General features: G+C 62.7%; 12 protein-coding genes and 1 riboswitch. Of the genes, 7 read left to right on the top strand and 5 right to left on the bottom strand.

Annotated features, from left to right (window positions below; genetic code table 11):
- Window positions 1-108: 108 nt before the first annotated feature.
- From NKI20_RS02985 to serA, 4 genes are all read left to right on the top strand, one after another.
- Window positions 109-945: an outer membrane protein gene (locus tag NKI20_RS02985; RefSeq protein ID WP_352828179.1), complete on the top strand. Its 837-nt coding sequence runs from the start codon at window positions 109-111 to the stop codon at window positions 943-945.
- A 170-nt stretch (window positions 946-1,115) separates the two neighbouring features.
- A complete protein-coding gene (locus NKI20_RS02990) occupies window positions 1,116-2,015 on the top strand; it encodes an outer membrane protein (RefSeq protein WP_352605731.1) in 900 nt (299 codons plus the stop codon).
- A gap of 201 nt (window positions 2,016-2,216) precedes the next feature.
- The gene (locus tag NKI20_RS02995) at window positions 2,217-3,392 is read left to right on the top strand and encodes a phosphoserine transaminase (protein WP_352605733.1); all 1,176 of its coding nucleotides are present in this window, start codon (window positions 2,217-2,219) and stop codon (window positions 3,390-3,392) included.
- Window positions 3,393-3,451: 59 nt separating this feature from the next.
- Window positions 3,452-5,053: a phosphoglycerate dehydrogenase gene (serA, locus tag NKI20_RS03000; RefSeq protein WP_352828183.1), complete on the top strand. Its 1,602-nt coding sequence runs from the start codon at window positions 3,452-3,454 to the stop codon at window positions 5,051-5,053.
- Between the two features lie 54 nt (window positions 5,054-5,107).
- Here serA and NKI20_RS03005 read toward each other — a convergent pair whose 3' ends face one another.
- Window positions 5,108-6,019, bottom strand: a complete 912-nt coding sequence (locus NKI20_RS03005; protein ID WP_352828185.1) for a DMT family transporter — start codon at window positions 6,017-6,019, stop codon at window positions 5,108-5,110.
- 207 nt (window positions 6,020-6,226) lie between these two features.
- On the opposite strand from NKI20_RS03005, the gene NKI20_RS03010 reads away from it, so the two are divergent.
- Both NKI20_RS03010 and NKI20_RS03015 read left to right on the top strand, forming a co-directional pair.
- Window positions 6,227-7,525 (top strand): adenylosuccinate synthase, encoded by a 1,299-nt coding sequence (locus NKI20_RS03010; RefSeq protein ID WP_023758667.1) that lies wholly within the window; start codon window positions 6,227-6,229, stop codon window positions 7,523-7,525.
- Between the two features lie 74 nt (window positions 7,526-7,599).
- Window positions 7,600-9,264 carry a hypothetical protein gene (locus tag NKI20_RS03015; RefSeq protein ID WP_352828189.1) on the top strand — a complete coding sequence of 555 codons (1,665 nt, stop codon included), beginning with the start codon at window positions 7,600-7,602 and terminating at the stop codon, window positions 9,262-9,264.
- A 23-nt stretch (window positions 9,265-9,287) separates the two neighbouring features.
- Here NKI20_RS03015 and NKI20_RS03020 read toward each other — a convergent pair whose 3' ends face one another.
- The 4 genes from NKI20_RS03020 to NKI20_RS03035 all read right to left on the bottom strand — a co-directional run bounded on the left by NKI20_RS03020 (window position 9,288) and on the right by NKI20_RS03035 (window position 12,375).
- Window positions 9,288-9,587, bottom strand: a complete 300-nt coding sequence (locus NKI20_RS03020; protein WP_352828192.1) for a CcdB family protein — start codon at window positions 9,585-9,587, stop codon at window positions 9,288-9,290.
- Window positions 9,587-9,829 (bottom strand): type II toxin-antitoxin system CcdA family antitoxin, encoded by a 243-nt coding sequence (locus NKI20_RS03025; RefSeq protein WP_352727606.1) that lies wholly within the window; start codon window positions 9,827-9,829, stop codon window positions 9,587-9,589. The genes NKI20_RS03020 and NKI20_RS03025 overlap by 1 nt, the downstream gene beginning before the upstream one ends.
- A 79-nt stretch (window positions 9,830-9,908) precedes the next feature.
- The gene (locus NKI20_RS03030) at window positions 9,909-11,729 is read right to left on the bottom strand and encodes an ABC-F family ATP-binding cassette domain-containing protein (RefSeq protein ID WP_352828195.1); all 1,821 of its coding nucleotides are present in this window, start codon (window positions 11,727-11,729) and stop codon (window positions 9,909-9,911) included.
- 1 nt (window position 11,730) lies between these two features.
- A complete protein-coding gene (locus NKI20_RS03035) occupies window positions 11,731-12,375 on the bottom strand; it encodes a thiamine diphosphokinase (RefSeq protein WP_352828198.1) in 645 nt (214 codons plus the stop codon).
- A gap of 87 nt (window positions 12,376-12,462) precedes the next feature.
- Window positions 12,463-12,577: riboswitch (TPP riboswitch) on the top strand.
- A 43-nt stretch (window positions 12,578-12,620) separates the two neighbouring features.
- Here NKI20_RS03035 and thiB point away from each other — a divergent pair.
- The gene (gene thiB, locus NKI20_RS03040) at window positions 12,621-13,619 is read left to right on the top strand and encodes a thiamine ABC transporter substrate binding subunit (RefSeq protein ID WP_352828200.1); all 999 of its coding nucleotides are present in this window, start codon (window positions 12,621-12,623) and stop codon (window positions 13,617-13,619) included.
- Window positions 13,620-13,635 lie beyond the last annotated feature (16 nt).

Genomic DNA, 13,635 nt, shown 5'->3' on the forward strand with positions numbered 1-13,635 from the left:
TAAGCAACAGGGTTAAACGCCTTTTAACCTTTGCACTTCATTATCCACGACTGAAAAGCAATTGCATTCGGACCGATGGCCGTTCCGAACTTCTCAGGGGTGACAAGCATGTTCAATACAGCCAGAAAGGTCCTGCCCGCCTTACTGTTCGCAGGTCTGGCAGGACCACTGTTCGCGGCCGACCTGCCGGAACCGGTAGTCGAGGAGGCTCCGCCTCCGGCCGTCTACGAGCAGCCGGTCGAAGTCGGCGGCTGGTACATCCGCGGCGACATCGACTATCACAAGTCGACCCTGCGCGGCATCGACTATATGACCTACACCGTCGATCCCTGTAACTGTACGGTCATTCCCGGCAGCAAGAGTTTCGACTTCGGCAAGCTCAAGGGCGGTTTCTCGCTCGGTGCCGGCGTCGGCTACAAGATCAACGACCATTTCCGTACCGATCTGACAGCCGACTACTGGTTCAAGTCGAACTTCAACGGCGGCACATCGGATATCAACGGAACATCGACCGAAGTGTCGAAAATGAGCGCCCTGCTGCTGCTTGCCAACGCCTATGTCGATCTCGGCACCTATAGTGGCATCACGCCTTACGTAGGCGCCGGCATCGGCGGTGCGCGCGTCAAGTGGGATACTGTCTATGACCCGAACACCACCGAGACTAACCCGGGAGCGTCCAACTGGCGCTTCGCCTACGCTCTGATGGCCGGCGCTTCCTACTGCCTGACCGACAAGATCATCCTCGACGCGGGCTATCGCTTCAGCCACATCCAGGGCGGCCGAATGTTCGAATGGGATGTCAGCAGCTCTGGCCCCGGCTTCGATCGCGGCATCAACACACACGAGGTTCGCGGTGGCCTGCGCTACCAGTTCGGCGGCAGCAACGGTTGCGCAGCGCCGGTCGTGGCCTACCAGCCCGAACCCGAGCCGATCTACACCAAGTAACACCCGGCATTAGCTGAAATTCTCGTGAGCCGCCCGGCACCAGCCGGGCGGCTTTCGTTTGGGCCCCATGTAATGAAAGCTCGCCCGAAATGAATTCGCTAACGCTCTGTTAGCCTTAACCGGCACTTAACCACTATGGTTAACAATGCTCCCTGAAACGATGGCTGCCGTTGCTATTGCCAGCGGGCCAAATTCGGGAGTCGGGGACCATGAGAATCATTTCGCGTGCGGCGCTGGCGCTTGGCGCCTTAGCCCTCTTGCCGCTGGCGCCCTTGCATGCTGCCGACTACAATCCGCCGATCTATGTCGACCAGGCGCCCGACTATGTGCCGGTCGAGGTCGGCTCCGGCTGGTATTTGCGCGGCGATATCGGTTACGCCTTCAGTCATCCGTTCAAACATGAGGAAACATCGAGCGGTCCGCTCGACAGTTTTACTGATGAGAGCAGCCTTTTCACAGGCAGCATCGGTATGGGCTATCATGTTAACGACTATCTCAGGGTCGAGCTGAACGGCGGGATTCTACCAACCGACAAATTCGGCGAGCACGCGAAGCTCGCCGCCACCTGCGACGGTCATACGCTCCAGGCCGACGGATTTGGAAATATCAATTCCGTTCCGGTCTCACAGGCATGCGATCTCTCCGACAACGCCTCCAACAAAGGCTACAGCATCATGGCCAACGGCTATGTGGATCTGGGCACTTACGTTGGGCTCACTCCCTATATCGGCGGTGGCATTGGTCTTGCTTACAACAAATATTTCAGAAGCATAGGCGCACGCGACTGCGTGGAAACACCGACCAATTCCGGCGGCACCGGCGGGTTTTTCTGCGACGATCCCGCCGGCTATGAAGGTCAGACCGACAGCGAGGGCAAGTTCAACCTAGCCTACTCGATCGGTGCAGGACTTTCCTATCAGGTCACCAAAAACGTTTCTGTAGATCTCGGCTACGAATATTTCTCGGTGCCGAGCGCAAAATACGTCGCCTTTGATGGCGGTGCCTTCAATATCCGCAAGGGTATCGACTACCAGACGGTCAAGCTCGGGCTGCGTTACGACCTCTGGTAAGTGCTACGCATAAGAAGAACAGGACGGGCGGATCCTCGGGTCCGCCGCTCCCGGTTTTGCGCCATGACATTTTCGTACAGATCGCCGGTATCCTGCCCGCGACAAAAACTTTCCTCTTGACGCCCGAGGCCTGAACGCATATCGCCGTCCGTGGGCCACCCCTCCCCAACGAGGGGCCACTATCTGGAAGGATAGACCACGATGACGACGCATGCGAAGCCCGGACTGCGTCCGGCAAACCCTAATTTTTCCTCAGGTCCCTGCGCGAAGCGCCCCGGCTGGTCAGTCGAGGCCCTGAAAACTGCAGCGCTCGGTCGTTCCCATCGCGCCAAAATCGGCAAGGCCAAGCTCGAACAGTCGATTTCGCTGACGCGGGAAATTCTCCAGGTCCCGGCGGACTACCGCATCGGCATCGTGCCGGCATCGGACACCGGCGCGGTCGAGATGGCGCTGTGGTCGCTGCTCGGCGAGCGCGGCGTCGACATGGTCGCTTGGGAGAGCTTTGGCTCCGGCTGGGTCACCGACGTGGTCAAGCAATTGAAGCTCGCCGACGTGCGCAAGATCGAAGCCGGCTACGGCGAACTGCCCGACCTCACGAAGATCGATTTCGACCGCGATGTGGTCTTCACCTGGAACGGCACCACGTCCGGCGTGCGCGTGCCGAACGGCGATTTCATCCCTGCGGATCGCCAGGGCCTGACCATCTGCGACGCGACTTCGGCTGCCTTCGCACAGAGGCTCGACTTTGAAAAACTCGATGTCGTCACCTTCTCCTGGCAGAAGGTGCTGGGCGGCGAGGGCGCGCACGGCATGCTCATCCTGTCGCCCCGCGCCGTCGAGCGGCTGGAAACGTACAAGCCTTCATGGCCGCTGCCGAAAATCTTCCGCCTGACCTCGGGCGGCAAGCTGATCGAAGGCATTTTCAAGGGCGAGACCATCAACACCCCCTCAATGCTGTGCGTCGAGGATTATCTCGATGCGCTCAACTGGGCGAAGTCGATTGGGGGCCTCGACGCGCTGATCGCCAGAGCGGACGCCAATGCGGCTGTCCTCGATCGCTTTGTCGCCAAGTCCGCGTGGCTCGGTCATCTCGCCGTCCAGCCGGCGACGCGGTCGAACACGTCCGTGTGTCTGTCCTTCACCGATCCGGATGTGTCCGCGCTCGATGCCGATGGGCAAGCGGCTTTCGCCAAGGGACTGGTGTCGGTGCTCGACAAGGAAGGTGTCGCCTACGACATCGGCGCCTATCGCGACGCACCGCCCGGCCTGCGCATCTGGTGCGGCGCGACCGTCGAGACGTCGGATCTCGAAGCATTGCTGCCCTGGCTCGACTGGGCCTTCGCTACGCAGAAGGCGTCGCTGAAAGCGGCGGCCTGAGATTTTCAGTGGCGGCCCTCGGCCGCCCATCCCCAACAATCCATTTCAAGGAGGCCGCTATGGCGCCCCGCGTTCTCGTCTCAGACAAACTCTCTCCCACAGCCGTGCAGATCTTCAAGGATCGCGGCGTCGAGGTCGACTATCTGCCCGATCTCGGCAAGGACAAGGAAAAGCTGCTCGAAGTGATCGGCCAGTATGACGGCCTCGCCATCCGGTCAGCGACCAAGGTCACCGAAAAATTGATCAAGGCCGCCACAAAGCTCAAAGTCGTCGGCCGCGCCGGCATCGGCGTCGACAATGTCGATATCCCGGCGGCGAGCCGCAAGGGCATCATCGTGATGAATACGCCCTTCGGCAATTCGATCACGACAGCCGAACATGCGGTGGCGATGATCTTCGCGCTTGCCCGCCAGATCCCGGAGGCCAACGCTTCGACCCATGCCGGCAAATGGGAGAAGAACCGCTTCATGGGCGTTGAGATCACCGGCAAGACGCTGGGCGTCATCGGCTGCGGCAACATCGGCTCGATCGTCGCGACGCGCGGCGTCGGCCTGAAGATGCATGTCGTCGCCTTCGACCCGTTCCTGTCGGACAAACGCGCCGAGGAACTCGGCGTCGAGAAGCTCGAACTGGACGAGCTTTTCGCCCGCGCCGACTTCATCACGCTGCACACGCCGCTGACCGACAAGACGCGCAACATCATCGACGCCGCGGCAATCGCCAAGATGAAGAACGGCGTACGCATCATCAACTGCGCCCGCGGCGGGCTGATCGTCGAGGCCGACCTTGTGGCGGCGTTGAAGAGCGGCAAGGTGGCAGGTGCAGGCGTCGACGTGTTCGAGGTCGAGCCGGCCGAGCAGAATGCGTTGTTCGGCATGGAGAATGTCGTGGCGACGCCGCATCTCGGCGCCTCGACGGCGGAAGCGCAAGAGAATGTCGCGCTGCAGGTCGCCGAGCAGATGGCCGATTATCTGATCAAGGGTGCCGTCTCCAATGCCATCAACATGCCGTCGATCACCGCCGAGGAAGCCCCGCGACTGAAGCCCTTCGTCAAGCTTGCCGAAGTGCTCGGCGCCTTTGTCGGCCAGGTCACCGAAGACCCGATCACGGAGGTCGAGATCCTGTTCGACGGCTCGACGGCGACAATGAACACCCGCGCGCTGATCAGTGCCGCGCTTGCCGGGCTGATCCGGCCGCAGGTCTCCGACGTCAACATGGTGTCGGCGCCGATCATGGTGAAGGAGCGCGGTATCATCGTTGCCGAGGTCAAGCGCGACAAGTCGGGCGTGTTCGACGGCTACATCAAGCTGACGGTAACGACCGAGCACAAGACGCGCTCGATCGCCGGCACCTGCTTCTCCGACGGCAAGCCGCGTTTCATCCAGATCAAGGGCATCAATCTCGACGCTGAGGTCGGCCAGCATATGCTCTACACGACCAATGCCGACGCGCCGGGCATCGTCGGCCTGCTAGGCACCGTCTGCGGCGAGAACGGCGTCAACATCGCCAACTTCCAGCTTGGCCGCAACCGGCCGGGAGGCGATGCCATCGCGCTGCTCTATCTCGACGCGCCGTTCCCGGAGGCCGTCCTGGAAAAGGTCAGGAAGCACAAGTCGATCGACTCGGCCAAACGGCTGCAGTTCGACATCAACGCCGTGTGATCCCGGACTTGCCGTGAAGGATCGAAAGGCGCGGCCTGTTCCGCGCCTTTTTGTTCAGCGTGTCCTGGCTGTTGGCAGGTTTGCCGCTTTGCGCCCGCTGTATTCGGCAAGCCCGATGCCGCCCAGCACGAGCGCCAGCGCCAATGCCTGATAGAACTGGAACGTCTCGCCGACGATCAGCACCGACAGCAGCGCGCCGAAGATCGGCACCAGATTGATGAACAGGCCGGCGCGGTTGGCGCCGATCAGTTCGTTGCCCCTGATGTAGAAGATCTGCGAGATAACCGAGGCGCCGATCGCGGTATAGAGGATGACCGCCCAGCCGCGCGCGTCGGGCACGATAACCTTGCCGGCAGCGATCTCCCACAGGAAGAAGGGCACCGAGGTAACGAGAGCCGCAACCGACAGGGCGAGCATCAGGCTCTGCCAATGCATCACCGGTTTCAACCGCAGCCCGACCGAATAGCCGCTGTAGAGAAACACGGCGACCAGCATGATGGCGTCGCCGAAATTGAGCTCCAGCGTCAACAGCCGGCGCGGGTCGCCGTGACAGGCGGTCAGGATCACGCCGACGATGGTCAGAACGACGCCGACAATCTGCGCCCAGTTCACGCGCAGGCGGAAGAAGATGAAATTGGCTGTCATGATCAGGATCGGCATAGCTGCCTGTTCGATCGAGACGTTGATCGCCGTCGTATAGTTGAGCGCCGTGTAGAAGATGGTGTTGAACAGAGTGAAACCGCTGGCACCGAGGGCCGCGAGGATGACCCAGTGCTTGCGCACCAGCGGCCAGTCCTTGCGTATCGTCTTCCAGCCGATCGGCAGCATGATCGCCGCGGCCAGCACCCAGCGCAGGAAGACCAGCGTCAACGGCGAGACGTGATCGACTGCCAGCTTGCCGGCCACCGAGTTGCCACCCCACAGCAAGGTGGTGAGCAGCAGGACTATGTAGGCGCTTCGATGCATCGTGGGATTCCGGCCGCGGGGCCGCGGTGTTTGTCGGCCTATTGCCCCCGTGCGTCCAAGTAAATGATGTTAAGCCCGAAAATTGTTATGCCTCAGGGCATTTTCGGCGGCAAAGAAAGGTCGCGCTCGCGAGGTCTTGACGTTATAGAGGCCTGTCGTTTCGAACCATATTCAAGCCGCTTGGCGGCGTCTCAAGGGAAAAGAAACATGGCCAATGTGGTGGTCGTCGGCTCGCAATGGGGCGATGAAGGCAAGGGCAAGATCGTCGACTGGTTGTCGGAGCGCGCGGATGTCGTGGTGCGTTTTCAGGGCGGCCACAATGCCGGCCACACGCTGGTCGTCGACGGCAAGGTCTACAAACTGTCGTTGCTTCCGTCGGGCGTCGTGCGCCAGGGCAAGCTGTCCATCATCGGCAATGGCGTCGTTTTCGACCCGCACGCCTTCGTCGCCGAAGTGGCCAAGCTCAAGGCGCAAGGTGTCGAGGTGACGCCGGACCGCCTGAAAATAGCCGAAAACACAGCGCTTATCCTGTCGCTGCACCGAGAACTGGACGGATTCCGCGAGGACGCAGCTTCCAATTCCGGAACGAAGATTGGCACGACCCGTCGTGGCATCGGCCCCGCCTATGAGGACAAGGTGGGCCGGCGCGCGGTCAGGGTGATGGATTTGGCGGATTTGGAAACGCTGCCCTTGAAGGTCGACAGGCTGCTGACGCACCACAATGCGCTGCGTCGTGGGCTTGGCCATGCCGAAGTCACGCATGACGCCATCATGCAGGAATTAACCTCGGTCGGGCACGAGATCCTGCCCTATATGGACCGGGTCTGGAAAATCCTCGACGACAAGCGCCGGGCTGGTGAGCGCATCCTGTTCGAGGGCGCGCAAGGCACGCTGCTCGATATCGACCATGGCACCTATCCGTTCGTCACCTCGTCGAACACGGTCGCAGGGCAGGCTGCCGCCGGCTCCGGCGTCGGCCCGGGCGCCATCGGCTATGTGCTCGGCATCACCAAGGCTTACACGACGCGCGTCGGCGAAGGTCCGTTTCCGACCGAGCAGAGGAACGAGGTCGGCGAATTCCTCGGCACGCGCGGCCACGAATTCGGCGTCGTCACCGGCCGCAAGCGACGCTGCGGCTGGTTCGACGCCGTGCTGGTGCGCCAAGCCGTCGCCGTCAACGGCATCAAGGGCATCGCGCTGACCAAGCTCGACGTGCTCGACGGGCTGGACGAGATCAAGGTCTGCACCGGCTACCGGCTGGATGGCGAGATGATCGACTATCTGCCGGCCAGCCAGGGCGCGCAGGCGCGTGTCGAACCCGTCTACGAGACGCTGGAGGGCTGGAAAGGCACCACCGCCGGCGCGCGCAGCTGGAACGATCTGCCGGCCCAGGCGGTCAAATATGTTCGCTACATCGAGGAGCTGATCGGTGCCCCGGTCGCGCTCCTTTCCACCAGCCCGGAACGGGACGACACGATACTTGTGACCGATCCGTTTCAAGACTAGTTTCTCAGCCTTTCCGGGCTTAGCGGCTGATTTGCGGGGGCCGGCGCGGAAACAAAATACAGGTCGACTGAAGCATGGCAGATTTCGTTTTTGTTCTGAAGAAAGCGATAGACGGTCTCGGCGATCCGTCGCCAGAGATGCGGGCGAAGGTCTACGAAAAGGCCCGCTCTACGATCGCAGCGAAGATTGCCCAGCGCGATCCGCCGCTTTCGCCGGAGGATGTCGCAAAGCAGAAACGCGGTCTGGAAGATGCCATAGCCAACGTCGAGCGGGACTATGCCAAGAGCGTGCCGGAGACCGACCCGCTCGCGGAACTGGAACACATCTTTTCCTCGATCGATCGCAACAAGAACCAGCCAAGCCACACGCGGCAACCGGCCAAGGCGGAGCCGGCCTGGCCGGCACCGCCTGCGGCCAAGCCTGAACCTTATCAACCCGCGCCGCCACCTGCCGCCAAGGTCGAGCCAAGCTGGCAAAGGCCAACGCCGGCGCCTGCCCAGCCGGCTCGCGCCGATACGCCCCTTCCAGCTATGGACGCTGAGGAGGCCGACGACGGTGTCGATGTGTTTTCCAGCAACGAAGAGCCGGCGTCGGACACTTTCCAGCGCCTGCGCCCGGCGGAGCGTAAGCGCAGCTACGGCGGGCTGATCGCCGCCGCCGTCGCGCTTCTGGTCATCGCCGGTGGCGGCTACGGCATCTGGCTGAACAAGGACGCCTTCGGCAAGATGCTCGGGCTCGACGGCACCAAGGTCGCGACAAAGACCGAACCCGTGAAGCCGACACCTGCCAAGCCGGCAACCACCGCCGCCGCGCCGGCGCCAGCACCAGCGCCAGCGCCAGCAGCTGGCGGCACGGAAGCTGAAAGCACGAAATTCACCCAACGGCTGACGCCGCAAGGCAGTGAAGTCGACCCCGGCCCGGCCGGCGGACAAAGCGGCATCGGCGAAGGCGAATCGGTCGCTGCGCTGACCACGCCGCCCTCGGCGACCAACGCGCCGCCGATTTCCGCACCGGCCGCCGGCACTCCTCCCGCGGCTACGCCTCCGGCGGCAGGTGCCGCCCCCGCAACACCGCCTGCCAACGGAGCTGCCCCGGCGGCGCCGGCCAACGCCGCCGCCACTCCGCCAGCACCGGCGGGTGCTGCGCCGGCGGCACCGGCCACCGCGCCGGCGGAAACCCCGCTGCCGGTCGGCCAGAAGGCGATCTTCTACGAGGAGCGCACCAGCACCGCCCAGGGCTCGGCGGAGCCGGGCAACATCGTCTGGTCGCTGGTACAGGAATCGCCCGGTGGCGACCTGCCGCCGGAGCCGGCGATCCGCGCCGAGGCGACCATTCCCGGCAAGGACATCCAGTTGCGCATGACGATCCGCCGCAACACCGACCAGACACTGCCGGCCAGCCATATCATCGAGATGATCTTCCTGACGCCGGACGGCTTTGAAGGCGGAGGCGTCGACAACATTCTGCGCGTCGCCATGAAGGGTTCGGAACAGGATGCCGGCAGTCCGCTGATCGGCATTCCGGCCAAGATCGCCGACGGCTTCTTCCTCGTCGCGCTGAACGACACCAAGGCCGACGAAGACGCCAACATGACCTTGCTTCGCGGCCAAGACTGGATCGACGTGCCGGTCGTCTACAAGACCGGCCGGCGGGCATTGCTGACCATGGAAAAAGGCATTCCCGGCGAGAAGGTGTTCGACGAGGCGATCAAGGCCTGGCAGGCGAAGACGGCGGGCTGAGAAGGGCGCCGGCTGTGGTGCGCTCAGAAGCCTTGGAACAGCATGTCGAGTGCGGCGACGATGTCGTCGTGGTGCTTCATAAGGTTCAGTCGACTTTCGCCTAATTCACTGGCAGGAACGGTGGCAATCAGATGTGTTGCCATAACCAGCTTTCGACCGTTGATCTCAAAGATCGGATGAAGCTTTCGCATCGGCGGTGGAACAGTCGCGATCGGCAGAAGCGGGACGACCGCCCGCGTTTTGAAGTAGTCGAGGAGCTCGGACTGAACGTCGAGCAAATAGCGGCCATCGAGGTGATCGCCGAAGACATCATAGCGGGGCATCAGAATTGCCGGTACTCTTCCAGCGGAATGCCGTGTTTTTCGACATAGTCGTTCCAGGCGTCCATGGTGGCGCGGTTCTCGAGTTTCCATAGGCGCGCTTTTTCGGCCGCCACCGCTTCCGCGATGCCAGCCTCCGCGGCGCGAGAGACATTCACGTCAAGGCCCTTGGCTTCCCGCATGAGATTCGAATCGATCGATAGATTTGCTGGCTGACGGGTCGCATTCACGGCAATCTTACGCATAGTAGCCTCCGCAACATGCGCATAATATATGCGCATTTTCGCGTCGCTGCAATAATCAGAAGGTGCTGATGCGGTGAGACTACCCTTCCATCTCTTCGCGCAGCATCTCCAGTTCCAGCCATTCCTCCTCCAGCGCTGCCAGCGTCGCGCGCTCCTTGTCGAGCGCGGCGATCGTCTTCTGGAATGAGGCTGGGTCGCGCTCGTAATAGGCCGGATCGGCGATGTTGTTCTCGAGCCTTGAGATCGACGCCATCACAGCTTCGATTTTCTTGGGCAGCGATTCCAGCGCGAATTTCTGCTTGAACGACAGCTTCTTCGCCGGCCCCTTTGGTGCTGTGGCCTCGCTCTTGCCTGGTGCGGGCGCTTCACCGTTTTCGGCCTTCGCGCGCGCCTTGCGGTCGTCCAGCCTTGTGCCGCCGCGCTGCGCCAGCATGTCGGAATAACCACCGGCATATTCGATCCAGCGGCCGTCGCCATCAGGCGCGATCAGGCTGGTCACGGTGCGGTCGAGGAAATCGCGGTCGTGGCTGACCAGGATGACCGTTCCGGCAAACCCGGCGACCAGTTCCTGCAAAAGCTCCAGCGTCTCCATGTCGAGATCGTTGGTCGGCTCATCGAGAACCAGAAGGTTTGCCGGCCGGGCCAGCACGCGGGCCAGCAAAAGCCGCGCCCGCTCGCCGCCGGACAGTTCTCGCACCGGCGTGCGCGCCTGTTCCGGCTTGAACAGGAAATCCTTCATGTACGAGACGACATGGCGCTGCTCGCCATTGATGACGAGGTTTTCGCCGCGTCCGTCGGTGAGATACTGCGCCAAGGTCTCCTGCGGGTCGACCGCCTCGCGCTTCTGGTCGAGCGTGGCGATTTCCAGATTGGTGCCGAGCCGCACCGAACCGGCATCGGGCTTCATCTCGCCGGTCAGCATTTTCAGCAGCGTCGTCTTGCCGGCACCGTTCGGCCCGACCAGGCCGACCCGATCGCCGCGCTGGATGCGGGTCGAAAACCCCTTGACCACGGTGAGATCGCCAAAGCTCTTCTCGATATTTTTGGCCTCGATCACCAGCTTGCCGGATTCTGCGGCATCGCTGGCCACCATGGTGGCCGATCCTTCGGCCCCGCGATGGCCGCGAAAACGCTGGCGCATGGTCTGCAATTCGCCCAACCGGCGCATGTTGCGTTTGCGCCGCGCCGTCACGCCATAGCGCAGCCAGTGCTCCTCACGCACGATCTGGCGGCCAAGCTTGTGCTGCTCGCGTTCTTCTTCCTCCAGCACTAGGTCGCGCCATTCCTCGAAATGGCCAAAGCCCTTGTCCAACCTGCGGGTCTGGCCGCGATCGAGCCAGACCGTGGTGCGCGATACACGCTCGAGGAAGCGGCGGTCGTGCGAGATGACGATCAGTGCCGACGAGGTGCGGACGAGCTCCTCCTCCAGCCATTCGATCACGGACAGATCGAGATGGTTGGTCGGCTCATCGAGCAGCAGGATGTCGGGTTCGGGCGCCATGACGCGGGCAAGGGCGGCGCGCCTCGCCTCGCCGCCGGACAGGTCGTTGGGCCGCTCCTCACCAGACAAGTCGAGATGCTCCATCAGATAGCTGGCGCGGTACGGGTCGTCGGCGGGGCCAAGTCCGGCCTCGACATACGCCCGAACACTGGCAAAACCCTCCATGTCGGGCATCTGCGGCAAATAGCGTATGGTCGCCGAAGGCTGGCGGAACACCTCGCCGTCCTGCGGCTCGATCAGGCCGGCGGCTATCTTCAGCAGCGTCGACTTGCCCGACCCGTTGCGGCCGACCAGCGCGATCTTGTCGCCTGCCGACGCCGTCAAGGAGGCACCATCGAGCAGCGGCGTGCCGCCGAAGGTCAGTCTTATACCGTCGAGATTGAGAAGGGGTGGGGCCATATCAGCTTTCAGGCAAGGGATAGGGATGGGCGAGCAGTATCGCGCGGCCGTGGCCCAGCGCGATTTCGAGGCGGCCCCTGACCTCATTGGAAATGGTCAGCGACGAGCCAAACGCCACCTCGACGTGGTTCAGCGGCCATTTGGCGCCGGTGACGGTCAGGCCGGCGAGTTGGGAAAAGCCGAGCACCGAAAACAACGTGCCGTCGGCATAGTCGAAGCCAGCCTTGCCGTGGAGCAGGGGGACACCCTCCTGCGCGCCGCTGGTTAAAAGCACATCCGTCCCGGCCTCGGCCAGCCGCAGGGCCAGCGCCAGATGCAGGAAGGCGTGGTCGGCGCGCTTGCCGCCGAAGGCGCCGGCGAGCACCAGGCTGGTCGCACCGAGCTCCAGTGCGGCGGCGATGGCCAGTTCGCCATCAGTCTTGTCCTTTTCGGCCGGGAAAGTCCGACGAGGGACAGTGGCTAGGTCATCAGGCAGGTTGGCCGGCACGGAATCGAAATCCCCCACCCACAGTTCCGGGACAAGGCCGAGCAGCCGCGCATGGCCGATGCCGGCGTCGGCGGCAATCACGCGGGAGCCTTCGACCTGGCGGTCGAGCCGTGGCGTGCGGATGAGGTCGCCGCCAAGCAGGATGGTGAATGTGCTCATATCGTGTGGCCCTTACCAGCCCGGCAACGGAAACGGAAGGCGGCAAACTCCCACTTGCGTGGGGGATCGGCCCGGCCTATGTGTCGAAACGCTCTAACGGGGTGCCGGACGCGATCTTCGCGGACCGGCTGAGAGGCAGTCTCGCCAACCCGCTGAACCTGATCCGGTTTGTACCGGCGGAGGGATTAGACGTTTCGGACAGTCCGACGCCTCAATTCCTTTCAATTCGAACGAAGGAGGCGCCGATGCGCACGCTCTTATACGCTCTTGTATCAGCCATGACCTTGGTCTTGTCAGGACCGGCCTTGGCCAAGGACAAACTCACCGTCTACACCTATGAAAGCTTCACCGCCGACTGGGGTCCGGGTCCCGTGGTGAAGAAGGAATTCGAGGCCGAATGCGGCTGCGACGTCGAGTTCGTCTCGGTCGCCGATGGCGTCGCGCTGCTCAACCGCGTCAGGCTGGAAGGCGCATCGACCAAGGCCGATATCGTGCTCGGTCTCGACACCAACCTTACCGCCGATGCCAAGGCCACCGGCCTGTTCGCGCCGCATGGCGCGGTGACGGATGTCACTGTGCCGGGCGGCTGGAGCGATGACACTTTCGTGCCGTTCGACTACGGTTATTTCGCTGTCGTCTACGACACCGAGAAGCTGAAGACGCCGCCGAAGAGCCTGAAAGAACTGATCGAAGGCAGCGCCGACGACAAGATCGTCATCCAGGATCCGCGCACCTCGACGCCGGGCCTCGGCCTGCTGTTGTGGGTGAAGTCGGTCTATGGCGACAAGGCGCCGGAAGCCTGGGCCAAGCTCAAGGCCAAGGTGCTGACCGTGACGCCGGGCTGGAGCGAGGCCTACGGCCTGTTCACCAAGGGCGAAGCGCCGATGGTGCTCTCCTACACGACGTCGCCGGCCTACCACATGGTTGCCGAGAAGACAGAGCGCTATCAGGCGGTGTCCTTCGAGGAGGGCGAGTATCTGCAGATTGAGGTCGCCGGCATCACCACGACTGGGGCGAAAAACCCGCTGGCGGAGAAGTTCATGGCCTTCATGACCGGACCGAAGTTCCAGGATGCCATCCCCGAGACCAACTGGATGTTCCCAGCCGGGAAGACCGACAAGCCGCTCAACCCGGCTTTCGACAAACTGGTCAAGCCGACCAAAACCTTGCTGTTCAGCCCCGAGGAAGTTGCCGCTAACCGCAAGGCCTGGGTGGATGAATGGCTGGCGGTGATGAGCAAGTAGGGCTCAGCCACGTCGG

It is taken from the genome of Mesorhizobium sp. M0830 (genome assembly GCF_040319965.1).
In the GTDB taxonomy this organism is placed as follows: domain Bacteria; phylum Pseudomonadota; class Alphaproteobacteria; order Rhizobiales; family Rhizobiaceae; genus Mesorhizobium.

What these genes read in the sequence shown, in the direction of transcription:
- NKI20_RS02985 (WP_352828179.1), top strand. Translation starts at nt 109, where the DNA reads ATGTTCAATACAGCCAGAAAGGTCCTGCCCGCCTTACTGTTCGCAGGT.
- NKI20_RS02995 (WP_352605733.1), top strand. Translation starts at nt 2,217, where the DNA reads ATGACGACGCATGCGAAGCCCGGACTGCGTCCGGCAAACCCTAATTTT.
- serA (WP_352828183.1), top strand. Translation starts at nt 3,452, where the DNA reads ATGGCGCCCCGCGTTCTCGTCTCAGACAAACTCTCTCCCACAGCCGTG.
- NKI20_RS03005 (WP_352828185.1), bottom strand. Translation starts at nt 6,019, where the DNA reads ATGCATCGAAGCGCCTACATAGTCCTGCTGCTCACCACCTTGCTGTGG.
- NKI20_RS03010 (WP_023758667.1), top strand. Translation starts at nt 6,227, where the DNA reads ATGGCCAATGTGGTGGTCGTCGGCTCGCAATGGGGCGATGAAGGCAAG.
- NKI20_RS03015 (WP_352828189.1), top strand. Translation starts at nt 7,600, where the DNA reads ATGGCAGATTTCGTTTTTGTTCTGAAGAAAGCGATAGACGGTCTCGGC.
- NKI20_RS03020 (WP_352828192.1), bottom strand. Translation starts at nt 9,587, where the DNA reads ATGCCCCGCTATGATGTCTTCGGCGATCACCTCGATGGCCGCTATTTG.
- NKI20_RS03025 (WP_352727606.1), bottom strand. Translation starts at nt 9,829, where the DNA reads ATGCGTAAGATTGCCGTGAATGCGACCCGTCAGCCAGCAAATCTATCG.
- NKI20_RS03030 (WP_352828195.1), bottom strand. Translation starts at nt 11,729, where the DNA reads ATGGCCCCACCCCTTCTCAATCTCGACGGTATAAGACTGACCTTCGGC.
- NKI20_RS03035 (WP_352828198.1), bottom strand. Translation starts at nt 12,375, where the DNA reads ATGAGCACATTCACCATCCTGCTTGGCGGCGACCTCATCCGCACGCCA.
- thiB (WP_352828200.1), top strand. Translation starts at nt 12,621, where the DNA reads ATGCGCACGCTCTTATACGCTCTTGTATCAGCCATGACCTTGGTCTTG.